Raw genomic sequence first — 19004 nt, forward strand, 5'->3', positions numbered from 1 at the left:
CCGCCCAGCCCTTTGGGCATGCGGCCCTCGAAGGGCCCCTGCTCAGTCGCTGCCAGCGGCGATCGCCTCGACCTCGACCTTGAAGAAGCCAAGGTCGCAGCCGACCGTCGAGCGTGCCGGCTTGGGATCGGGGAAGAACTCGGCGTAGACGGCGTCGAACGCAGCGAACTCCTCGAGATCCTGCAGGAAGACCGTCGTCTTGACGACTGCCTCCATGCTCGAGCCGGCAGCTTCGAGCACCGCCGCGAGGTTCTCCAGCGTGACGCGCGTCTGCGCGGCGATGTCGTCGCCGACAGGGTCGTCGCTGCCCGGCCGGAAGGGGCCCTGCCCGGCGGTGTAGACGACCCCGCCGCTGACGATCGCCTGCGAATACGAGCCCGAGGGCGCCGGCGTCTTGCTGGTCGTGATCTGTCGCTTCATCGTCAATGTCCCTCCGAGGTTCAGGTGGCTGCGGTCGTCCGGCGGCCGGCGCGGCGCCGCGCGATCGTCCGCAGCAGGCGCGAGAAGCGCGCCGGGTCAAACGGCCCTGCGATCGCCGGCTTGCGCCCGCTCGTGATCTCCTCCGCGAGCAGCTCGCCGGAGGCGGCCGAGATCGTCATGCCGAGCATCGAGTAGCCGGTCGCCGCGTAGGCGTTGCCGAGCCCCGGCAGGCGCCCGACCACCGGCAGCCCGTCGGGGACGATCGGCCGCGCGCCCATCCAGGCCGGCGCGGCGGAGCGCCAGTCGCCGAAGGTGTCGCGCGCGACGTCCTCCAGCGCGCGCACGCGCTCGGGGTCGGGCGAGCGACGGCGGCTGAACTCCATCGTCCCGGCAATCCGCAGACGATCGCGGTAGGGCGAGACGGCGAGGTGCGTGTCCATGTACATCAGCGCATGCCGCGGCATCCACTCCGGCTCGACGACGTCGAGGCTGTAGCCCTTGCCGGCGATCACCGGGATGTGCACGCCCAGCTCGGCGGCCAGCCCGCGCGAGGCCGGGCCGGCAGCGACGACGAGCGCGTCGGTCTCGATCGTCGCGTTGAGGCAGCGCACGGCGCGCACCCGTCCGCCGGCGAGCTCGAAGCCGCTGACCTCCCAGCGCTCGCGGATTTCGACGCCGAGCGCTCGCGCGCGGCGCGCGAGGTAGGCGAGGAAGTGGGCCGGGTCGACCTGCCAGTGATCGGCGACGTGCACCGCCTTTGCTCTGCCGACCAGCCCCGGCTCCAGCTCGCCGAGCTCGTCGTCGTCGAGCAGTCGGCCCGGCAGCTCGTGGCCCTGCTCGCGCAGCGGCGCGACGGCGGCCAGGAAGGCGCGCACCGGCTCGGCCTCGGCGGCGGCGACCATCAGCCCGGAGCGCTCAGCGGCCGGAGCGTCCTCCTCCTCGGCTAGCAGCGCGCTGACGAGCGCGAACGACGGGTAGCCGAGATGCGACATCGCCCGCACGCCCGCGGCGTAGTCGCGCGCGTTGCAGCGGCGCGCGAACGCGGCCAGCCACAGCGCCATGCCCGGGATCGAGGTCGGCGCCATGTAGAGCGCCGAGCGCCGGTCGCCGAGCGATCTCAGCCCGTACGCGACCTGGCCGGGCTCGGGCAGAGGGCCCGCCTGAGACGGGCACAGCCAGCCCGCGTTCCCCCATGAGGCGCCGCTGCCGACCGTCCCCCCGTCCACCACCGTCACCTGCACGCCGCGACGGGCGAGCGCGATCGCCGACCACAGGCCCGCGACGCCCGCGCCGACCACGACCGCCGTATCAGGCTGCTGGAACCGCCCCATCACGCGACCGGGTTCTCGCACCAGCCGCCATCGACCCGCAGGTTCGTGCCGGTGATGTACGACGCCGCGTCGGAGAACAGGAACGCGACCGCTCTGCCGATCTCTGCGGGAGTCGCGAACCGGCCCATCGGGACGGCCGCCGCCTCCTCGCGCTCGATCTCGCTCGGGCTGACGCCGCGCTTCTCCGCCTCCGCGCGGAAGCGCTCCTCGGCGCGGGGCGTCATCACCCAGCCGGGCAGGATGTTATTGACGCGGATGTTCTCGGGCGCCAGCGCGGTCGCCTCGTACTTGGCGTAGCCGGTCAGCGCCAGCCGCGGGACCTCCGAGAAGCGCGTCTCCCAGACGGTCTGGTGCACGCCGCAGGAGGTGAGGTTGACGATGCTCCCGCCGCCGCCTCTGCGCATCTCCGGGACGGCGCTGCGCATCAGCCGCATCGGGCCCATCGCCCACATCTCCCACGCGTCGGCCCAGCGCGCGTCGTCGTCCGGGAAGGGCGTTCCGTAGGAGCCCTTCATGTTCGTCAGCATGAAGTCGAGGCGGCCGAAGCGGGCGACCGTCTCGCTCACCGCGCGGTTGCAGTCGGCGGCGACGCGCACGTCGCAGGCGATCGCCAGCACCTCCTCGGCGGCGAGCTCGCTCAGCTCGGCCTGCGCCGCGCGCAGCCGCTCGTCGCCGAGCCCGTAGATCGCGAGCTTCACGCCCTCGGCCGCCAGCACCTCCGCGACGCCGAAGCCGATCCCCTCGCTGCCGCCGCCGATCAGCGCCACCCGTCCGTCGAGTCCCAGGTCCACGGCGGATTCACTCCCCGCCGGTCGTGTGCCCGAGCACGTAGACGACCTGCAGCGCCCCGCCCGCGCCGTCCGCCACCTTGACCTCGAGCAGGCGCCAACCGCGCTCCTCGCGCAGCAGGCGGTTGACCGCCGCCGTCTGCGGCGGCGGCAGCACGATCACGCGGACCTCGTCAAGACCAAGATCGCTCAACTCAACTCTCCTGTCAGTCATTCCAAGTCACCTCGATCGCGGGGACGCCCGGCTCTCCACCGGTGGTGAGCGCACATGCCGAGACGAGCACCGTGCACGGGCTCGCCGCGCTGAAGCGGACGAAGTCGCCCGCCGCGCTCGAGCCGGGCGCGAGGCCGTACCTGCCGTCGCGCTCCTCGGCCTGCTTGAAGATCCCGACCGGGTACGGGACCCACTTCTCCGGCAGCCCCTCCTGCTCCAGCCACGCGCGGAAGCTCGACCAGCAGCACGTGCCGACCGGCTCGTTCCCGAGCGCTCTGGCGATCCACGGGGTGCAGGCCTCCAGCGCGAGGTCGTGCTGCTCGTTGCTCAGCTCCTCCACACGCAGCAGTGGGCTGTACTCCTGGCTCCACAGCGTCATTCCCTCGCGCAGCGTGTAGGCGCCCTCAGCCAGCCCGGTGAGCAGCGTGGAGAGCCGCTCCCGCGGGTCGGCTGCGGCGTGGGCGACGAGCTCGGCGACCTGCCCCGCGACGAGCGCGCGCACGCTCAGCGTGTCGCCGGGAGAGAGCGCGGCGACCGCCATCGTCCCCGCCGCCAGCTTGACCTCAGGCACGGGCGGCCTCCTCCAGGATCGAGCCGACCGTCGGCCGATCTGCCTCCGATGGCCCCACCCACACGTGCAGGCGGGAGGGATTGAACGCGTTGGTCGGCGTGCGCTCCTGCGGGCAGTTGGAGGTCAGCACGACGAGGTCGGTCAGGGCGCGCAGCTCGACGTAGTCGCCGGACTCGGCCTCGGGCAGGTCGATCACATAGCTCCCGTCGGCGTCGCGCCGGATCGTCATGAACGGGCAGTAGATGTGCTGCACGTCCGCCTCCTCGGCGCCGTACGGCGCACCCGCGGCGAGCAGGTTGGTGCGGCAGTTCGGCGTGTCGGGGATGCCGAAGCGCGCGTAGTTGAGCGGCGCGCTGCAGGAGCCGCCGACGATCACTCCAGCGCCGGCGGTGCAGGCGTCGATCGCGGCGAGCGCGGTCGTGCGCTGCGAGTGCAGCACGCAGCCCGGAACCATCAGGAAGCTCTCGTTGAGCAGCTGCGAGGCGCTCGGCGAGAGCCGGTCCTGTGCGTCGTCGCGCGCCCACAGCACGATGTCGGGCACCTGCTGCCCGTCGACGACAGTGATGCGCAGCGACTCGCCGACCGCGACCTCCGAGGCCGTGTGCGCCCGCGGCGCGAGCAAGATGTCTTGTTCTGCCATCCAGACCCTCCTAACTGATCTCGCGGCTCAAGCCGCCGTCGACCGGGATGTGCGCGCCGTTGACGTACGCGCCGGCATCTGAGGCGAGGAAGCGGACCACCTCGCCGACTTCCCGCGAGGTGCCGAAGCGACGCAGCGGGATCTCCGCGAGGTCCTGCTCGCGCGAGCGGCCCTCGTAGAACGACAGCAGCGTGCGCGTCGCGATCCGCCCAGGGCCAACGGAGTTGACGGTGATGCCGAGCCCGCCCACCTCGGTGCTCAGCATCTTCAGCCAGCCCGCAGCGGCGGGCCGGAACGCGTTCGAGGTCGCCATCCCCGGGATCGGCTCGCGCACCGAGGTCGAGGTGATCGCGATCACGCGACCCGCGGGGCTGAGCTTCAGATGCGGCAGCGCCAGCTGCGTCAGCGCGACCGTCGGGAGCAGCATCCGCTCGAGGCCGAGGCGCAGCAGCTCGGCCGAGGTCGCCGTCGCGGTCGCGTCCGGCGCCCCCGCGCCGTTGTGGACGAGGATGTCAATCTTTCCGAACCTGCTCAGGGTCGTCTCGACCAGCGATCTGAGATCGCCCTCGTCGGTGAAGTCGCCGACGACCGCGAGGCCGCCGATCCGCTCGGCCTCGCGCCGCAGCTCCTCGCCGTCGTAGGCGAACATGACGACCTCCGCCCCGGCCTCGCGCAGCGCCTCGGCGATGCCGAGGCCGATGCCCGTCGAAGCTCCGCAGACGATCGCCGTCCGTCCGTCGAGGCGCGCCGGGTCGACGCTCATCCTGCTCCCTTCCATCGCAGTCATCGGGGCCTCAGCCGGCCGCCGCCAGCTCGGCGGCCAGCCGCTCGACGTCGCGCCGGCGGCGGGCCGGGTCGGTGATCCGCAGCACCACGCCGGCGCAGCCGGCGGCCTCGAACGCGCGCAGCTGCTCGACGCAGCGTGCCGGCGACCCGTGCACGGCGACGGCGAGCGCGAGCTCGCGCGGGATCGACGCGGCGATCTCCCTGCCCCGCTCGGGCGACCACGCCAGCGAGCTGCCGGCGGCACCGGCCGCTTCCTCGCCGAGCGCCTGCTCCAGCACCTGCGGCGCCATCGACAGATAGAGCCGGCCGCTCGCCTCGGCCTCCGCGGAACGGTCCTCGCCGGGCTCTTCCACGAAGGTCGGCACCCACAAGCGCGGCTGGAAGCCGGGCGCACGGGGCCGAATCCGCTCGAGGAAGGACGCGTAGAGCCGCGGCGTCAGCCCGAACGGGAGCCAGCCGTCCGCGTGTCTCGCGGTGAGCTCGAGCATGCGCGGGCCGATCGCGGCCAGCGAGACCGCCGGCGGCGCCGCGTCGGGCAGGTTGAGGAAGGCGCCGTGCAGCTGCCAGCGCCCGCCCTCGTGGTCGAAGGGGCGGTCGGGACTCGACGCGAACAGCCCGCGCATGACCTCCAGCGACTCCTCCAACCGCGAGACGGCAGCTCTGGTCGGGATGCCGAAGGCGTGCAGGTCCGGCCCGAAGCCGGTCCCGAGACCGAGGTCGAAGCGGCCGCCGGAGAGGGAGGAGAGGGTCAGCGCGCCGTGCGCGAGCACGGCCGGGTCGCGCTTCGTCGTCGAGACGACGCAGGTGCCGAACCGCAGCGTCTCGGTCGACGCCGCGACCGCGCCCAGCGTCGTGAAGACCTCGGGGACGATCCAGCTCGTGTCACGACCGGCGCCGTGGAAGTGGTCGGCGATCCACACCGACGAGATCCCCAGCCGCTCGTAGGCGACCGCCTCGGCCACCGCGTCGCGCGGCAGCCCGGGGAAGACCTGGACTCCGACATCGAAGCTCATTCAGCACCTCCTGCATGTATCGCCCACGCGTGCGGAAGCGGCAGCTCCACCAGCCGGTGGAGGCCTGGCCTGGCCTCCAGCAGCGCGGGGATCGCGTTGATCACCAACCCGGCGCGCCCGCCGTCGCGGATCGCCTCGCCCTCCATCACGAACTCGATGTTCCCGTCGCCGACGATGGAGATGCGCGCGCACGGCGTCTCCCCCTCCGATGGCAGGAAGCGCACCCCGGCCGTATCGCCGCGCAGCAGGCTGCTGAGCAGCGGGCCCGGTCCGTCGTCGAGCGAGCCGCTCGACGCGGGCACGTGGACGTCGACCCGGTCGACCGAGACGCATGCCAGCGCCAGCACGGCCGGCAGCACGTCGCGCACGAGCGCGTCCTCGCCCTCGATCAGCAGCAGCGCACTGCCCGCGGCGACGGCGGCGGCCCGGTGACGGGCCAACTCGGTCTCGCCCCAGCCCGGGCTCGGCAGCAGCACGACGGCGGAGGCCCCTGTCGCGACGACCGCCTCGACGAGCGCCGACGCCACCTCGGGCGAGGCGGGCGCGAGCAGCGCCACGTCGGCCTGCGCCTCGGCGACCGCCGCCGCGACCGTGCTCGCGTCCTGCGCCGAGACGGCGGCGACCATCTCCAGCCCCGGGTGCCGCGCCGCGGACGCAGCGATCGCGCGGCCGGTCTCGGCATCGCCGGCGCAGACGACCCGGGTCGTTGCGACCGCCCTCGTCGGACGACGAGTTCTCACAGCAGGCACGAGCGTCACCTCTCAGATGTTGGCCGCTGCGACCCGTCCCCGCGCCTCGGGCGCGTCGAACGGCGTGAGCGGCAGACTGGCGATGGTGTGGATGCCCGGCTCGGCTCTCATCAGCGCCGGGATCAGGTTGATCATCAGTGCGACGGTCGCGACGCCGCCGTCGAGCGCGGGACTGATCCGCGCACGCAGCAGATCGCCGCCGTCGAGCTCAATCAGGTCGTGGAGTGGCTCCTCGCCGTCGAGCCGGCCGAGCCGCTGCGGGTGCTCGAGGATCACACTCTGCCCCGTCGCGGCGACCGCGCGGCAGCGCTGCTCGACGCCGACGACGACGCCGCCCGGATAGGAGTGGCCGTCGAGCTCGGTCGGCCGGTCGCGCACGATCGGCTCGCAGACGTTGTCGACGATCTCCAGCGACACGCCAAGCCCGGCAGCGAGGAAGGCGACCGACGCGTCGTAGCCGACGTGGCCGTCGATCTCGCCGCGCTCGGCGGCGGCCGCGAACTGCTCGGGCGTGAGCCCGACGCCCATGCTGCGCAGCACCGTCTCGCCGAACGGCGCGAGGCTGCTCGCGCGCCGAACGCGGATGCTGCTCCATCCCGTCGTCACGGCGGTCAGGACCATCGGCAGGTAGTCCATGACATAGCCCGGGTTGGCGCCCGTGCCGACCATCGCCACCGCGCGCCGCTTGGCGAGCGTCTCCAGGCGCGCTGCCAGCTCGGCGTCGACCGCCTGCGGGTAGATCGCGTCCTCGCCGATGCAGACGACCCGCAGCCCGAGTTCGAAAGCCGCGGCGAGCGGCGCCTCGAGGTCGACGAGATGCCCGTGCGTCGCGAGCAGGACCACATCGGCCCCGCCGGCGCGGGCGACGACCTCAGCAAGGTCATCGCCCGCGACAGCGGAGTCGACTGCGCCCGGTGCCTCGCGCGCAAGCGCAGCGGCGGCCCGCTCAGCCGACCGCTGCGACACGACGCCGGCGACCGCGAGCCCCGGGGTTCGCGCGGCGACGCGCAGCGCATGGCTGCCCATCGCCCCGGTCCCCCAGTGCACGGTGCGGATCGCTGGCGTCAACCGAAGGTCCCCCGCGGCGGCGCGCCCTCGAGCACCAGCTTCACCGGGTTGACGGCGAGCATGGTGTGGGCGTCGTCCTCAGCGAGGCCGGTGTCGACGAGGCACTGCGTGTAGCTGCGCAGCGCCTCCGGCACCAGCGGGAAGACCGCCGCGCCGGCGTCGGAGGAGAGGATGCAGCGCTCCGGGCCGATCGCTCTGATCGTCTCGACGACCTCGGCCGGCGAGGCGTGACAGGGGATCGGCAGCGAGATCGACGCCGCGAACTCGATCGTCACGCCCATGTCGGCGATCTCGAGCAGGTCCTCGAGCGAGAGGTTGAGCGGCTTCCACAGCGCGTGGCCGAGCAGCATCCGTCTCGCTCTTCTGGAGACGGCGTAGCGGAAGGCGGCGAGCGTCTCCTCGCGACCGAGGTGGGCCGTTCCGATCACGACGTCGTGGCGGATGCAGATGTCGATGACCTCTCTCGCCTCGGGCAGCAGCTCGCCGTCGTCGCCGAGCGCGCCGACACCCGGGCCGCGCGTGAGGCGCTCGAAGCCCTCGTTGCCGCCGATCAGCTGCGGGCCGCCGTCGCCGGCGTCGGTCACGTCGTAGCTGCTCGCCGTGCCGAAGTAGTCGAAGTGGTTCTTGGAGTCGACCGTCGGGAACCAGACGATGCGACCGCCCATCTTGATCGCCGACTCGACCGCGAACGGGTTGAGGCCGCCGGTGTAGCGGTTCAGCACGACGCCGCCGACGACCGTCAGCTCCGGAAACGCCTTCTGCACGTCGCTCGCCTGGGCGACCGACGGCTGGAAGTGATGCTTGAGGACGAAGCCTTTCATCCCCTGTCTGAGCGCGGCCTCGGCCGTCTCGAAGGCCGTCCACGGCCGCTCGAACAGCGACGGCGCGGTGTGGACGTGGCAGTCGAATGCGCCTCTGATGTCGATCATCGGTGAGTGCTCTCCTTCATTGGGATGCCGGACCTCAGGCTGCCACGGGGGTCAGCCCGATCTCGTCCATCAGTCTGTGCAGGTAGTGGACGTCCTCCTGCGGCAGCGGGAGCAGCGGTCGACGGCAGGGACCGCCTGTGCGCCCGATCCGATCGAGACCGGCCTTGAAGATCTGGATGAAGTCGGGGCGCTCGTCCGGGCGCCCGAACATCGGCTTGATCGACGTCATGTTCACGAGCGGCAGGATCCGGTACCACTGCTCGCGCGCGGCCTCGAGCTCGCCGGCCTGCGCGAGGTTCCAGAGCTTGACCGCCTCGTGCGGCATGAAGTTGCTGACGCCCGCGACCCAGCCATCGGCGCCGCCGCAGATCGCCTCGAAGGCGCCGTAGTCCTCGCCGTAGAGGACCGGCACCGAGTCCGGCACGGTCAGCTTCAGGTCGTGGATGCGGGCCGGATCGCCGTGCGACTCCTTGACGATCTTCGCGGTGCCGTCGTTGGCCAGCTCCGCGAGGTCGGCGGTCTCGAGCGAGACACCCGAGGCAGGCGGGTTGTTGTAGACGACGAACGGGATCTCGACCGCCTCCGCGATGTCGCGGAAGTACTGCATCACCTCGCGCCGCGGCGGGCTCGAGTAATACGGCGCGACGCTCATGACGGCGTTCGCGCCGGCCGCCTCGGCGGACTTCGCGAGCCGCACCGCGATCTCGGTCGAAGTGTCCATGACGCCGATGTAGAGCGGCACGCGCCCGTCGACCCACTCGACGTACTTCGCCGCCAGGCGCTCCCGCTCAGCGGTCTCGAACGAGAAGAACTCGCCGCACGTGCCCAGCGCCAGCAGCGCGTGCACGCCGGCGTCGAGGAGCCAGTCGACGTGCTCCTTGGTGCGCGCCTCGTCGACCGCCCCGTTCTCGTCGAAGATGGTGACGCACGGGGGCATCACTCCCACAATCTCGGCCATGCAGCTCCTTTCACGCCATGACCACGACGCCACGGCCTCTCTTAAATAGAAGTGTAGAGTAACTTCAATGAGATTGCAATAGCGATCATGATCGCGCTCGCGCCTTCCGCTCCCCGCCGCCAAGCCCCCAGACGACGCCCGCGACGATTGCCGCACAGCCGACCGTCGCGCTGACGGTCAGCGGGCCGTCGCCGAGCGCCACGCCACTTGCCAGCGCCAGCATCGGCACGCCGCCGACGAACAGCCCCATCCGCTCCGCGCCAAGCGCGAGCACGGCGAAGCTCCAGCAGAGGAACGCCGCCGCCGTCACAAACAGCCCGAGGTAGGCGATGGCCGCAGCCTCGCCGCGCGTCGGAGCACCGAAGGCCGGATCGAACAGCAGCGCGGCGCAGCCGGAGACGAACGCAGCGGCGAGACAGGTCCAGGCGGCGACCCGGTGCGCGCCGAGACGGCCGAGCACGTCCCCGATCGCGACCATGAAGCCGGCCTGCAGGAGAACCGCCGCGATCGCTGCGCCGGCGCCGAGAAGCGACAGCGCGCCACCACCTGAGACGACCGCCACCCCGGCCGAGACGAGCAGCGCCGCGGCGAGGCTCCGTCGCGACGGGCGGCGCCGCTCGCTGAGCGGCGCCAACAGCGCCAGCACCACCGGCAGGCAGCCCGCGATCATCCCGACCGGCGCCGGTCCGACCTCGCGGACCGCAGCGATCATCAGCACGTTGGAGCCGACCACCCCCGCGGCGGAGAGGACGAAGATCGCGACGGTGTCGCGGCGCGCCGGCCACCGTCGCGCTCCGACCGGCAGCGCGAGGAAGAGGACGATCGCCGCGAGCGCATAGCGCATCGCCTGGCCAGTCGCGGTCGGATAGTCGCCGACCGCGTCGAACGCAATGAACGAGGTGCCGACGAAGAGGACGTCAACGAGCGCGAACGCGATGCCGACCGAGCGCGACGGCCGCCACGGCGGACCGCCGTGCGACGCCGCAGGCGTCGGCGCCTGCGCCTGCGATGAGACCATCTCCACAGTCTCACTGTAACAGTGCGACAGTGATACTGAATCCGCTGACCGCTAGCGGTCAGCGGGCCGACGCCGCGGGGGCGTCAGAACGACGGCGGCGTGATCGCCGAGATCAGCACGGCACGCTCATCGGACCGGTTCTCGACCTGATGCGACCTGCCGCTGTCGAAGGAGATGCTGTCACCGGGCCCGAGCACGTACTCGCGCCCCTCGATCGTGACGACGACCGACCCCTCGATGCAGACGGCGTTCTCCTCGCCGGGATGCGACATCGGCGCTGGATGGGTGCGCGAGCGGGGAGCGTACTCGATCCACAGGAACTCGATTTCGCGGTTGAGGTCGGGCGTCAGGAGCTCGTACTCGACGCGCGAGCGGTGGACCCGCAAGCCCTTGCGCTCGCCGCTGCGGACGATGATCCGCTTGCCGTCGAGCTCCTCGGCGCTGCCCTCCGCCTGGTCATGCTCGACGAACAGCGCGGCGATCGGGACGTCGAGCGCGGCAGCGAGACGCCGGAGCGTCGTGATCGATGGACTGGCGATGCCGCGCTCCACCTGTGAGATGAGGCTCTGCGAGACGCCGGCGCGTCTGGCCAGCTCCTGCAACGTCAATCTGCCGTCGGTCCGGATCGTCCGCAGCTGGCGACCGAGACGCACCCCGTCGAGTTCGTCGTCAGACGCGCCACCCGCCGATGGCGCCGGTGTCTGTTGCTCAGCCCCCATTTGAGGCACACCCTACCAGGGCAGCAGACGGAAAAGTTCAATGCCCGTGCAGCTCGTATGCAAACGGAGCACTGCCCGCACGTGCATACGCCGGAGACACCTCGTTATCTTTCAATAGGTTTGAAACTCCCCTGCCACCAATGTCAAACAGACTGCAAACCCAACCCGGTAGGGAGGATCCGCTACACACCGTGCCTACGCGCTCGACGACTACACCGACGTCAAGCACGTGATGATCGCCAACGGCGCCGCCTGAGACGGCGGCTGCGGGACGGCACGCCGTCCCGCAGCCCGGCGATCAGCGCGCCGGCGGCGCGCCGCCGGCCGTTCCCTTCAGGATCGGCATGCGATCGACGAACAGGTCGTCGGGCAGCGTGCCGATGTACTCGAGCACCTCGTCGATGCCGAGCACGTCGGCGTACTTCATGTGCATGTCGAAGAGGTTCACCCAGTGCGACGCCTCCGCGCGATCGAAGGTGCCCTCCTCGACGACGATCATTCTGTAGTTGTACGAGAAGCCGTCGTTGACGCTCGCGCGCACGCAGCCGCTCGTCGCGACACCACAGGTGATGATCGAGTCGGCGCCGAGGTCGGCCAGGTAGGACGGCAGCAGCGTCCCGAAGAAGGCGCTCGACTTGCCCTTCTCGATGACGACATCGGCCGGCCCCGGCTCGATCTCGCGCACGATCTGGTTGGCCCGCGCCGGCTCCAGGTCCTCGGCCTCGCGCCCGCACTTGTCCTTCCAGCGGCCCATGCCGAAGTCGCCCGCGATCGGATCCTGCGGACCGGTCGTGTAGAAGATCGGCAGCCGCCGCTCGCGCGAGGCCGCGATCAGGCGCTGGATCTGCGTGATCGCTCTCCACGCCTCCTCGCCGGCGCTGTTGTGCCATCTCTTGATCGACTCGAAGATCGGCTCGGGCCCGTCGCCCGTGAAGGCGTAGGAGACGTCGATCACGAGCAGCACCGGCCGCTCCCCGAAGCCGCCGCGCTCGCCGTAGCCGGTGAGCGGGAACAGTCTCTTGTCCCGCTCGGTGATGTACGGGTCCCAGCCGCTCATGAGTAGTTCTTGATCTCCAGGCAGGTCAGCCGCGAATCGAAGACGAACGGCCCGTCCTCCGCGCCGGCCGGCATGCACGTGTAGGTGCCGGGGCCGTAGACGCCACGATGAGAACTGCAGGCCCCGTCGAAGATCAGGACCTCCTCGTCGAAGTCGTGCAGGTCGGGCTCGGTCGTGCGCGCGCCGGGCTCGATGCGGCCGAGCGCGGTCAGCGAGCCGGAGGGCCCCTTCGAGAGCACCTTCTGCTGGAAGTCGTCGTCGCGGTACGGGATCCGCTCCCACGGCAGCGCCTCGAGCGCCTCCGCGGTCCAGGCGACTGACTCCTTGTCGAGGACGTCATTGAAATCGCGCAGCTGGAACAGCAGCGCCCCGTCGGAGGAGCTGGTGGCGGCGCGCTCCTCGCCCGGTCTCTGGCAGATGTACGAGCCGGTGCGATACGTGACGCCGCCGCGCTCGAACGCGCCTTCGAGCACGTACGTCTCCTCCCAGCGGTCGAGCGTCTCCGCCGGCAGCGTCGCGCCGGCCTCGAGCTTCAGGAACCGCGTCGCGGAGCCGAGCTCGTCATCGAGTGCGATGACCCGCTCAGCGGCTCCGGAGACCTCGGCGAGCTGCGCCCACGGGAGCGCGTCGAAGTCCTTCTGATACGCGCGGACGACCGGCTTGGCCATTCCATTCCTCCTTCACCACCAACGCGGACCATACCGCGTCGTAGAGCAGTAGAATTGTACACGCACTTCAGTAGGACTGAAGTGCGTGTACGGCGATCACGTCAGACCGTCTTGAGCTCCTCGACGATCTCGGCGACCGATCGCTTCGCGTCGCCGAACAGCATCGAGGTCTTCGCGTTGGTGAAGAGCGGGTTGTCGACGCCGGCATAGCCGGAACTCATCGACCGCTTCAGCACGACGATCGAGCCGCTCGCCTCGACGTCGAGGATCGGCATCCCGTAGATCGGGCTGTCGGGGCGCGTGCGCGCGTCCGGGTTGACGACGTCGTTGGCCCCGATCACGAGCGCCACGTCGGTGCGCGGGAACTCGCGGTTGGCCGCTTCGAGCTCCTGCAGGTGCTCGTACGGCACGTCAGCCTCGGCGAGCAGCACGTTCATGTGGCCTGGCATCCGCCCGGCGACCGGGTGGACCGCGTAGGCGACGTCGACGCCGCGCCCCTCCAGCATCGTCGCCATCTCACGCACGGCGTGCTGCGCCTGGCTGACCGCCATACCGTAACCGGGCACGACCACGACCCGTTGCGCGTACGCCATCTGGATCGCGACGTCGGCCGCCGACGTCGGGCGGACGGGCGCGGCCGGGCCGTCGCGCTCCACGCCGGCGACCGTCGTGCCGCCAAAGCCGCCGGCGACGATCGCCCGGATCGGGCGGTTCATCGCCGCCGCCATCTGCTGCGTCAGCAGCGTGCCCGACGCTCCGACGAGCATGCCGGCGACGATCAGCGCGCTGATGTCGAGCGCGACGCCGGCAGCCGCCGCCGCGAGCCCGGTGAAGGCGTTCAGGAGGCTGATCACGACGGGCATGTCGGCCCCGCCGATCGGCAACACGAGCAGAACGCCGAGCAGGCCCGAAGCGACCAGCAGGCCGACGATCGCGGCCTCCCCGCCCTCGCCCGCGACGACCGCAACCGCGCACCCGGTGGCCGCCAGGCCGACGAGCGCGTTGACAGGCGTCTGCAGCCGCCCGAGCGACTGGCTCCCGCCGCTCACGAGCCCCTGCAGCTTGCCGAACGCGACGTTCGAGCCCCAGAACGAGACGCTGCCGACGGCGGCGGAGAAGACGCTGAAGATCGCGACGTAGGTCGCGACGCCGTCGAAGCCGCTCGTGGTGCGGAACTCGACCCAGGCGATCAGCGCGACGGCGCCGCCGCCGACGCCGTTGAACAGCGCGACCAGCTGCGGCATCGCGGTCATCGCGACGCGGCGCGCCGCCGGGACGCCCGCGGCCGTGCCGAGCGCGACGCCGAGGACGACGAGGCCGAGATGTCGTGGATCGGGCACGAGCAGCGCGGCGAGCACCGAGGCGCCCATCCCGACCGCCGCGATGCGATTGCCGCGGACCGCGGTGCGCGGCCCAGTCAGGCCCATCAGGCCGAGGACGAACAGGGCGAAGCCGGCGATGTAGAGGACCGCCTGCAGGTCGCCGCTCTCGAGCACCGACGCGGACACGGGCGTCATCGCTTCTCCTCTCTCGCTCTGCCCTTGAACATCTCGAGCATGCGGTCGGTGACCAGGAAGCCGCCGACGACGTTGAGCGTCCCGAACGCGACGGCGATCACGAGCAGCACCTCATCGAGCGTCGAGGAGGCGACGCCCTCGACGAGCAGCACGAGCCCGCCCAGCACGACGATGCCGTGGATTGCGTTCGTCCCCGACATCAGCGGCGTGTGCAGCGTGTTGGGAACCTTCGAGATGACGGCATAGCCGACGAATCCCGCCAGGACCAGGATCGCCAGGTTGGTCAGCAGCGGGCTCCCGCCCCCGGCCGACGCTGCGGTCGCCAGCGCGATCATCGGGCCAGCTCCAGGTCGGCGGTCACGCACGCAGCGAGCAGGATCTCGTCGGTGAGATCGTCCCGCAGCGCGCCCGCGTCGTCGAGCACGAGGCCGAGCAGCGCCTCGACGTTGCGCGCATACAGCTGCGACGCGTGCATCGGGACCGACGCCGCGAGGTTCACCGGCGCCACGACCGCGACGCCGCCGTGATCGACGACCTCGCCGAGACGGCTCAGCTCGCAGTTGCCGCCGCGCTCGGCGGCAAGATCGACGACGACCGAGCCCGGCTGCATCCCCTCGACGGCGGCACGCGTCACGAGCAACGGCGCCGGCCGGCCTGGGATCAACGCCGTCGTGATGACCGCGTCGAAGCGCGCGATCGCGGCAGCCAGCGCGTCGCGCTGGCGCGCCTCGTCGGCATCGTCGAGAGCGCGGGCGTAGCCGCCCTGCTGCTCGGAGCGCACGCCGAGATCGAGCCATGTCGCGCCAAGCGACTCGACCTGCTCGGCGACCTCCGGACGGACGTCGAAGGCGCTCGTGCGGGCCCCCAGCCGGCGTGCCGTCGCGAGCGCCTGCAGCCCGGCGACACCCGCGCCGAGCACGAGCACGCTCGCGGGCGGAACGGTGCCGGCGGCGGTCGTCAGCATCGGCACGACGCGCGCGAGCTGCTCGGCGGCGAGCAGCGCCGCCTTGTAGCCGGCGAGGTTCGACTGCGACGACAGCGCGTCCATCGCCTGCGCACGGGTCGTCCGCGGGATCGCCTCCATCGCGTATGCCGTGACACCGGCGTCGGCCAGCTGCCTCATCCCGGCTGCTTCGTCGGCGGGCGCGAGGAATCCGGCGACGATCTGACCGGGACCGAGGCGATCGCGCTCCTCGGCAGCGAGCGACGCGACCTTGACGACGACGTCGCACTCCCACGGATCGCCGAGCGTGGCGCCCGCCTCTTTGTAGCGCTGGTCGGAGAAACGAGCTCTCGCCCCCGCTCCCGGCTCGACCACGACCTGGGCGCCGAGCCCCGTGAGCCGCTTGACCGAGTCGGGCACGAGCGCGACTCGGCGCTCGCCGGAAGCTCGTTCGACCGGCACCCCGACGCGTGCGGCGCCGGATCGTGCCTCTTCCATCTCCATCCCTTCCGTTCGTTTCGGCGACGCCGTTGCGCGCCACGACCGATGTTGCCAACATGTCTCGTTATGAGATCCTCTGTCTCAGATAGAGAGACGCCGGTCTTGAGATCGGTGTCGAACGCGACCGCCGTGCTGCGCGCCTTCGCGACGAGCCCGGAGTGGAGCGTCTCCGACCTCGCCCGCGAGACCGGCCTGCACAGAAGCGCCGTGCACCGACTCCTGCACACGCTCACCCACGGCGGGCTGCTGGAGCGCGTCGAGCCAGGCGTCTACGGCCTCGGATCCGAGCTGATCCGCCTCGGCCGACAGGCGGAGCGGCGCAACAGACTGGCGCCGCTGGCGCGCGAGCACATGGAGAAGCTGGCCGCCACGACCGGCGACTCGGTCACGCTCGTCGCGCTGCGCGGCGCGAGCGCGGTCTACGTCGACATCGTCGACGGCAGCCATCCGCTGCGCTTCTCCGTCGAGGTCGACGACGCCGTCCAACTGCACGCGGGCGCCGGCGGCCGCGCGCTGCTCGCCTTCCAGCCCGACGCCGTGATCGAGCAGGCGCTGGCGAGAAGACTGGAGCGCTACACCGAGCACACGCCGGTCGATCCCGCCGCGCTGCGCGCACGGCTGGCGGAGACGCGCGCGAGCGGCTACGCCTTCAGCGTGGGCGAGGTCACGCCGGGGTCGCGAACCGTCGCCGCCCCCGTTCGCGACCACACAGGAGCGGTCGTCGCCGCTGTCGCGATCACCACCCCGGACGTCCGCATGCCCGACGAGGAGGTGCCGCGCTTCGCGCGGCTCGTGACGTCGGCGACCACGGAGCTGTCAGAACGACTCGGCTACCGCCCAGGCGGCCCACCCACCACGAAAGGAACCAGATGGAAGCGCACGTGACGATCCTCGGAGGCACCGGCGCGCTCGGCTACGGGCTGGCGCTGCGGCTCGGCAGCGCGGGCGTCCAGGTGACGATCGGTTCCCGCGACGAGACGAGAGCGAGAGCGGCGGCCGAACGCGCCGCCGCGGCGGTCCCGCACGGCCGCTTCGACGGCGCCCGCAACGAGGAGGCGGCCGCCGGCCCCGGCACGATCGTCGCGCTGACCGTTCCGTTCGCGAGCCACGCGGCGACACTCAGAGCGGTCGCGCCGGCGCTTCGCGAGGGGCAGGTGGTGCTCGACGCGACCGTGCCGCTCGCCCCGGCGGTCGGCGGCCGCCCAACCCATCTGCTCGGCGTCTGGCACGGCTCCGCCGCGCAGCAGGCCCGCGCGCTCCTCCCCGCTCACGTCGGCGTCGTCTCGGGCCTCCACACGATCAGCGCCGTCGACCTCGAGCAGCTCGATCGTGACGTCGACCAGGACACGCTCGTCTGCGGCGACGTCAGAGAGCAGAAGGCGGTGGTGATCGAGCTCCTCGGGCGTGTGTCCGGCCTGCGCGCGATCGACGCCGGGAGACTCGAGACGAGCCGGATCACCGAGTCGCTCACCCCGCTGCTGATCGGTCTCAACATCCGCAACAGAACCCACACCGGCATCCGCATCACGGGGCTCTCGTGACCGCCAGGAGGACGAACCTCTGCGTGGAAGGGCGCCTCTGCAGGCAGGGCTGAACCCCATGCTGCGTCCGATGACACCAACCGACCACCAGCTTCTGCTGGCGTGCTCGACGTCGCTAACGCTCTGCTCCGACAACGCGATCGGGAGCGTCGGAGCAGCCGACATGCGGCCAAATGACGTCGACACCTGCCTTGCGGGGGACGCGCCGGAGGCCGGCGAGAGCAGGCACAAGGAGCCCGGCATCCGATCGCAGCGTCGATCCGGGTGACAAACCCAAACCTCGTCCGCTCGCCTCGGCGACAGCTGGGCCGGTTGAGTTTGGTCACGCCTAACGATCGCGTGACCAAACGCCCGACGAAGACCGCATAAATCCCACAGAGATCCGTGATCGGCGCTCGCCCCTCGAGGTGGCGCCGACATCAAAAGGCTCGCTAGCAACCACTTTCTCGCCTGCTAATCGCGTAGGATCGCGGGCCTCGCAAGTCTCAGTTCAAGCCTTGGACGCCACGACTGAAAATCGTCGTGTCCCAGTTCGAGTCTGGGAGTCGCCATCTCTTGAAAGCCCCGCCTTTGAGCGGGGTTTTCCTTTGGGCCGGTCTGCACTTTTGTGCATACGATATTTGATATCGTTCGATATTACGTGCTGAGAAATGTGCGTTCAGCCGAGGGACTCCGCACCATGTCGGTCCAGCTCGCGCGGCAGTCGACTCTCGCCGGACGCTGGCCGGTCGTCGTGGAGGACGACCTTGAGGCGATAGACCCGCTGACCGGCAGCCGCGAGGCGAGCTTCGCGGCACTGCGCCGCCTCGCACAGATCGTCCAGCTCGAACGCGTCCGGCGCGGCACGTACGTGATGCGCGACGAGACCGGCGTCCTGCGTGTCGACCTGTTCGCGCTGATCGACGCCGTCACGCCCGCGCCGTGCCTCATCACCGCGGGCCGTGCGCTCGCCGCGCACGACCTCAGCGATCAGCACTTCCGCACCGCGGTCGTGCTGGTCGCCAACCTCCGCCGCAACTTCGACTGGCGCGGCGACCACGTCCGCTACGTCGTGACGGACAGAGCCCGCATCTGGGGCGCCCCGCGCAACGGCGTGCAGGTCGCCACGCCCGAGCGAGCGATCCTCGACAGCCTCTTGCACCCACGCTGGGGCGTGACCTTCTCCCAGTCAGTGGAGGCGCTCGACCTCGCCCTCGCGCGCTGGCCGAGATTTCCCGCCAGACTCGCCACAGCCGCCGAGCGCTACCGCAACGCCGCAACCGCCCGCCGTCTCGGCTTCCTCGTCACCCAGCTCGCCGGCGCCGACGCCGCCCACCCATTCGAGTCGCTGCTCGGAGCGAGCCGCGCAGCCACTCCGCTTGATCCGGTGGGCGGCAGGGCCGGCGGATACGACGCTCGCTGGCGCGTTCGAGTGAACATCTCCATGGATGAACCGCGCGCCCACCGAGTCACGGGCTGATGGCGAGGCTGCGGATCCGCAGGGAGTTCGAGCTGCAGACCTCGTCGACCAGCAGGACCGCCTGACCTGATCGCGCGCGACTTTCATCCGCGGCGCCGTCCACCACCGCCTCAC

22 protein-coding genes are annotated in these 19004 nt (G+C 71.1%); 3 read left to right on the forward strand and 19 right to left on the reverse strand.

What is annotated here, in order from left to right; all coding sequences use genetic code 11:
* Positions 1-42: 42 nt before the first annotated feature.
* The 19 genes from Q7L73_RS16910 to Q7L73_RS17000 form a co-directional block, all read right to left on the reverse strand.
* Entirely contained in the window at positions 43-420 is a 378-nt protein-coding gene (locus Q7L73_RS16910) for a RidA family protein (protein WP_304692661.1), read from the reverse strand.
* Between the two features lie 20 nt (positions 421-440).
* On the reverse strand, positions 441-1751 hold the full coding sequence (locus Q7L73_RS16915; RefSeq protein WP_304692663.1) for an FAD-binding oxidoreductase: 1311 nt from the start codon (positions 1749-1751) through the stop codon (positions 441-443).
* Complete coding sequence (locus Q7L73_RS16920; protein ID WP_304692665.1) at positions 1751-2542, reverse strand: SDR family oxidoreductase; 792 nt, start codon at positions 2540-2542, stop codon at positions 1751-1753. The genes Q7L73_RS16915 and Q7L73_RS16920 overlap by 1 nt, the downstream gene beginning before the upstream one ends.
* A gap of 7 nt (positions 2543-2549) precedes the next feature.
* A complete protein-coding gene (locus Q7L73_RS16925) occupies positions 2550-2732 on the reverse strand; it encodes a hypothetical protein (RefSeq protein ID WP_304692667.1) in 183 nt (60 codons plus the stop codon).
* 13 nt (positions 2733-2745) lie between these two features.
* Positions 2746-3324, reverse strand: a complete 579-nt coding sequence (locus tag Q7L73_RS16930; protein ID WP_304692669.1) for a DUF1989 domain-containing protein — start codon at positions 3322-3324, stop codon at positions 2746-2748.
* Positions 3317-3964, reverse strand: a complete 648-nt coding sequence (locus Q7L73_RS16935) for an urea carboxylase-associated family protein (RefSeq protein WP_304692671.1) — start codon at positions 3962-3964, stop codon at positions 3317-3319. Before Q7L73_RS16935 ends, Q7L73_RS16930 begins: the two co-directional genes overlap by 8 nt.
* Positions 3965-3974: 10 nt before the next feature.
* On the reverse strand, positions 3975-4727 hold the full coding sequence (locus Q7L73_RS16940; RefSeq protein ID WP_304692673.1) for an SDR family oxidoreductase: 753 nt from the start codon (positions 4725-4727) through the stop codon (positions 3975-3977).
* A gap of 31 nt (positions 4728-4758) precedes the next feature.
* Positions 4759-5763: an LLM class flavin-dependent oxidoreductase gene (locus tag Q7L73_RS16945; RefSeq protein WP_304692675.1), complete on the reverse strand. Its 1005-nt coding sequence runs from the start codon at positions 5761-5763 to the stop codon at positions 4759-4761.
* Entirely contained in the window at positions 5760-6503 is a 744-nt protein-coding gene (locus Q7L73_RS16950) for a hypothetical protein (RefSeq protein WP_304692677.1), read from the reverse strand. Before Q7L73_RS16950 ends, Q7L73_RS16945 begins: the two co-directional genes overlap by 4 nt.
* Before the next feature lie 21 nt (positions 6504-6524).
* Entirely contained in the window at positions 6525-7580 is a 1056-nt protein-coding gene (locus Q7L73_RS16955; protein ID WP_304715593.1) for a hypothetical protein, read from the reverse strand.
* Positions 7577-8509, reverse strand: coding sequence for a DUF6282 family protein (locus tag Q7L73_RS16960; RefSeq protein WP_304692681.1), 933 nt, complete (start codon positions 8507-8509; stop codon positions 7577-7579). Before Q7L73_RS16960 ends, Q7L73_RS16955 begins: the two co-directional genes overlap by 4 nt.
* Positions 8510-8543: 34 nt before the next feature.
* Positions 8544-9467, reverse strand: a complete 924-nt coding sequence (locus tag Q7L73_RS16965) for a dihydrodipicolinate synthase family protein (protein ID WP_304692683.1) — start codon at positions 9465-9467, stop codon at positions 8544-8546.
* A gap of 85 nt (positions 9468-9552) precedes the next feature.
* Positions 9553-10485, reverse strand: coding sequence for a DMT family transporter (locus tag Q7L73_RS16970; protein ID WP_304692747.1), 933 nt, complete (start codon positions 10483-10485; stop codon positions 9553-9555).
* 83 nt (positions 10486-10568) lie between these two features.
* Entirely contained in the window at positions 10569-11138 is a 570-nt protein-coding gene (locus Q7L73_RS16975) for a cupin domain-containing protein (protein WP_304692685.1), read from the reverse strand.
* A 364-nt stretch (positions 11139-11502) separates the two neighbouring features.
* Complete coding sequence (locus Q7L73_RS16980) at positions 11503-12261, reverse strand: isochorismatase family protein (RefSeq protein WP_304692687.1); 759 nt, start codon at positions 12259-12261, stop codon at positions 11503-11505.
* A complete protein-coding gene (locus Q7L73_RS16985; protein ID WP_304692689.1) occupies positions 12258-12929 on the reverse strand; it encodes a cupin domain-containing protein in 672 nt (223 codons plus the stop codon). The genes Q7L73_RS16980 and Q7L73_RS16985 overlap by 4 nt, the downstream gene beginning before the upstream one ends.
* 101 nt (positions 12930-13030) lie before the next feature.
* The gene (locus Q7L73_RS16990; RefSeq protein WP_304692691.1) at positions 13031-14446 is read right to left on the reverse strand and encodes an NAD(P)(+) transhydrogenase (Re/Si-specific) subunit beta; all 1416 of its coding nucleotides are present in this window, start codon (positions 14444-14446) and stop codon (positions 13031-13033) included.
* Positions 14443-14781, reverse strand: coding sequence for an NAD(P) transhydrogenase subunit alpha (locus Q7L73_RS16995; protein WP_304692693.1), 339 nt, complete (start codon positions 14779-14781; stop codon positions 14443-14445). Before Q7L73_RS16995 ends, Q7L73_RS16990 begins: the two co-directional genes overlap by 4 nt.
* Entirely contained in the window at positions 14778-15887 is a 1110-nt protein-coding gene (locus Q7L73_RS17000; RefSeq protein WP_304692695.1) for an NAD(P) transhydrogenase subunit alpha, read from the reverse strand. The genes Q7L73_RS16995 and Q7L73_RS17000 overlap by 4 nt, the downstream gene beginning before the upstream one ends.
* A gap of 114 nt (positions 15888-16001) precedes the next feature.
* Here Q7L73_RS17000 and Q7L73_RS17005 point away from each other — a divergent pair, with 114 nt between their 5' ends.
* The 3 genes from Q7L73_RS17005 (at position 16002) to Q7L73_RS17015 (ending at position 18890) form a co-directional block, all read left to right on the forward strand.
* A complete protein-coding gene (locus Q7L73_RS17005; protein ID WP_304692749.1) occupies positions 16002-16775 on the forward strand; it encodes an IclR family transcriptional regulator in 774 nt (257 codons plus the stop codon).
* Entirely contained in the window at positions 16760-17431 is a 672-nt protein-coding gene (gene npdG / locus Q7L73_RS17010) for an NADPH-dependent F420 reductase (protein ID WP_304692697.1), read from the forward strand. Before Q7L73_RS17005 ends, npdG begins: the two co-directional genes overlap by 16 nt.
* A 679-nt stretch (positions 17432-18110) precedes the next feature.
* A complete protein-coding gene (locus tag Q7L73_RS17015; RefSeq protein ID WP_304692699.1) occupies positions 18111-18890 on the forward strand; it encodes a hypothetical protein in 780 nt (259 codons plus the stop codon).
* The last annotated feature ends 114 nt before the right edge of the window (positions 18891-19004 follow it).

The sequence above is a fragment of the Conexibacter sp. CPCC 205762 genome (assembly GCF_030646155.1).
Lineage (GTDB): Bacteria > Actinomycetota > Thermoleophilia > Solirubrobacterales > Solirubrobacteraceae > Conexibacter.

What these genes read in the sequence shown, in the direction of transcription:
- Q7L73_RS16965 (WP_304692683.1), bottom strand. Translation starts at nt 9,467, where the DNA reads ATGGCCGAGATTGTGGGAGTGATGCCCCCGTGCGTCACCATCTTCGAC.
- Q7L73_RS17000 (WP_304692695.1), bottom strand. Translation starts at nt 15,887, where the DNA reads ATGGAAGAGGCACGATCCGGCGCCGCACGCGTCGGGGTGCCGGTCGAA.
- Q7L73_RS16945 (WP_304692675.1), bottom strand. Translation starts at nt 5,763, where the DNA reads ATGAGCTTCGATGTCGGAGTCCAGGTCTTCCCCGGGCTGCCGCGCGAC.
- Q7L73_RS16995 (WP_304692693.1), bottom strand. Translation starts at nt 14,781, where the DNA reads ATGATCGCGCTGGCGACCGCAGCGTCGGCCGGGGGCGGGAGCCCGCTG.
- Q7L73_RS16960 (WP_304692681.1), bottom strand. Translation starts at nt 8,509, where the DNA reads ATGATCGACATCAGAGGCGCATTCGACTGCCACGTCCACACCGCGCCG.
- Q7L73_RS16940 (WP_304692673.1), bottom strand. Translation starts at nt 4,727, where the DNA reads ATGAGCGTCGACCCGGCGCGCCTCGACGGACGGACGGCGATCGTCTGC.
- Q7L73_RS17015 (WP_304692699.1), top strand. Translation starts at nt 18,111, where the DNA reads ATGTCGGTCCAGCTCGCGCGGCAGTCGACTCTCGCCGGACGCTGGCCG.
- Q7L73_RS16910 (WP_304692661.1), bottom strand. Translation starts at nt 420, where the DNA reads ATGAAGCGACAGATCACGACCAGCAAGACGCCGGCGCCCTCGGGCTCG.
- Q7L73_RS16915 (WP_304692663.1), bottom strand. Translation starts at nt 1,751, where the DNA reads ATGGGGCGGTTCCAGCAGCCTGATACGGCGGTCGTGGTCGGCGCGGGC.
- Q7L73_RS16970 (WP_304692747.1), bottom strand. Translation starts at nt 10,485, where the DNA reads ATGGTCTCATCGCAGGCGCAGGCGCCGACGCCTGCGGCGTCGCACGGC.
- Q7L73_RS16980 (WP_304692687.1), bottom strand. Translation starts at nt 12,261, where the DNA reads ATGAGCGGCTGGGACCCGTACATCACCGAGCGGGACAAGAGACTGTTC.
- Q7L73_RS16985 (WP_304692689.1), bottom strand. Translation starts at nt 12,929, where the DNA reads ATGGCCAAGCCGGTCGTCCGCGCGTATCAGAAGGACTTCGACGCGCTC.
- npdG (WP_304692697.1), top strand. Translation starts at nt 16,760, where the DNA reads ATGGAAGCGCACGTGACGATCCTCGGAGGCACCGGCGCGCTCGGCTAC.
- Q7L73_RS16935 (WP_304692671.1), bottom strand. Translation starts at nt 3,964, where the DNA reads ATGGCAGAACAAGACATCTTGCTCGCGCCGCGGGCGCACACGGCCTCG.
- Q7L73_RS16990 (WP_304692691.1), bottom strand. Translation starts at nt 14,446, where the DNA reads ATGACGCCCGTGTCCGCGTCGGTGCTCGAGAGCGGCGACCTGCAGGCG.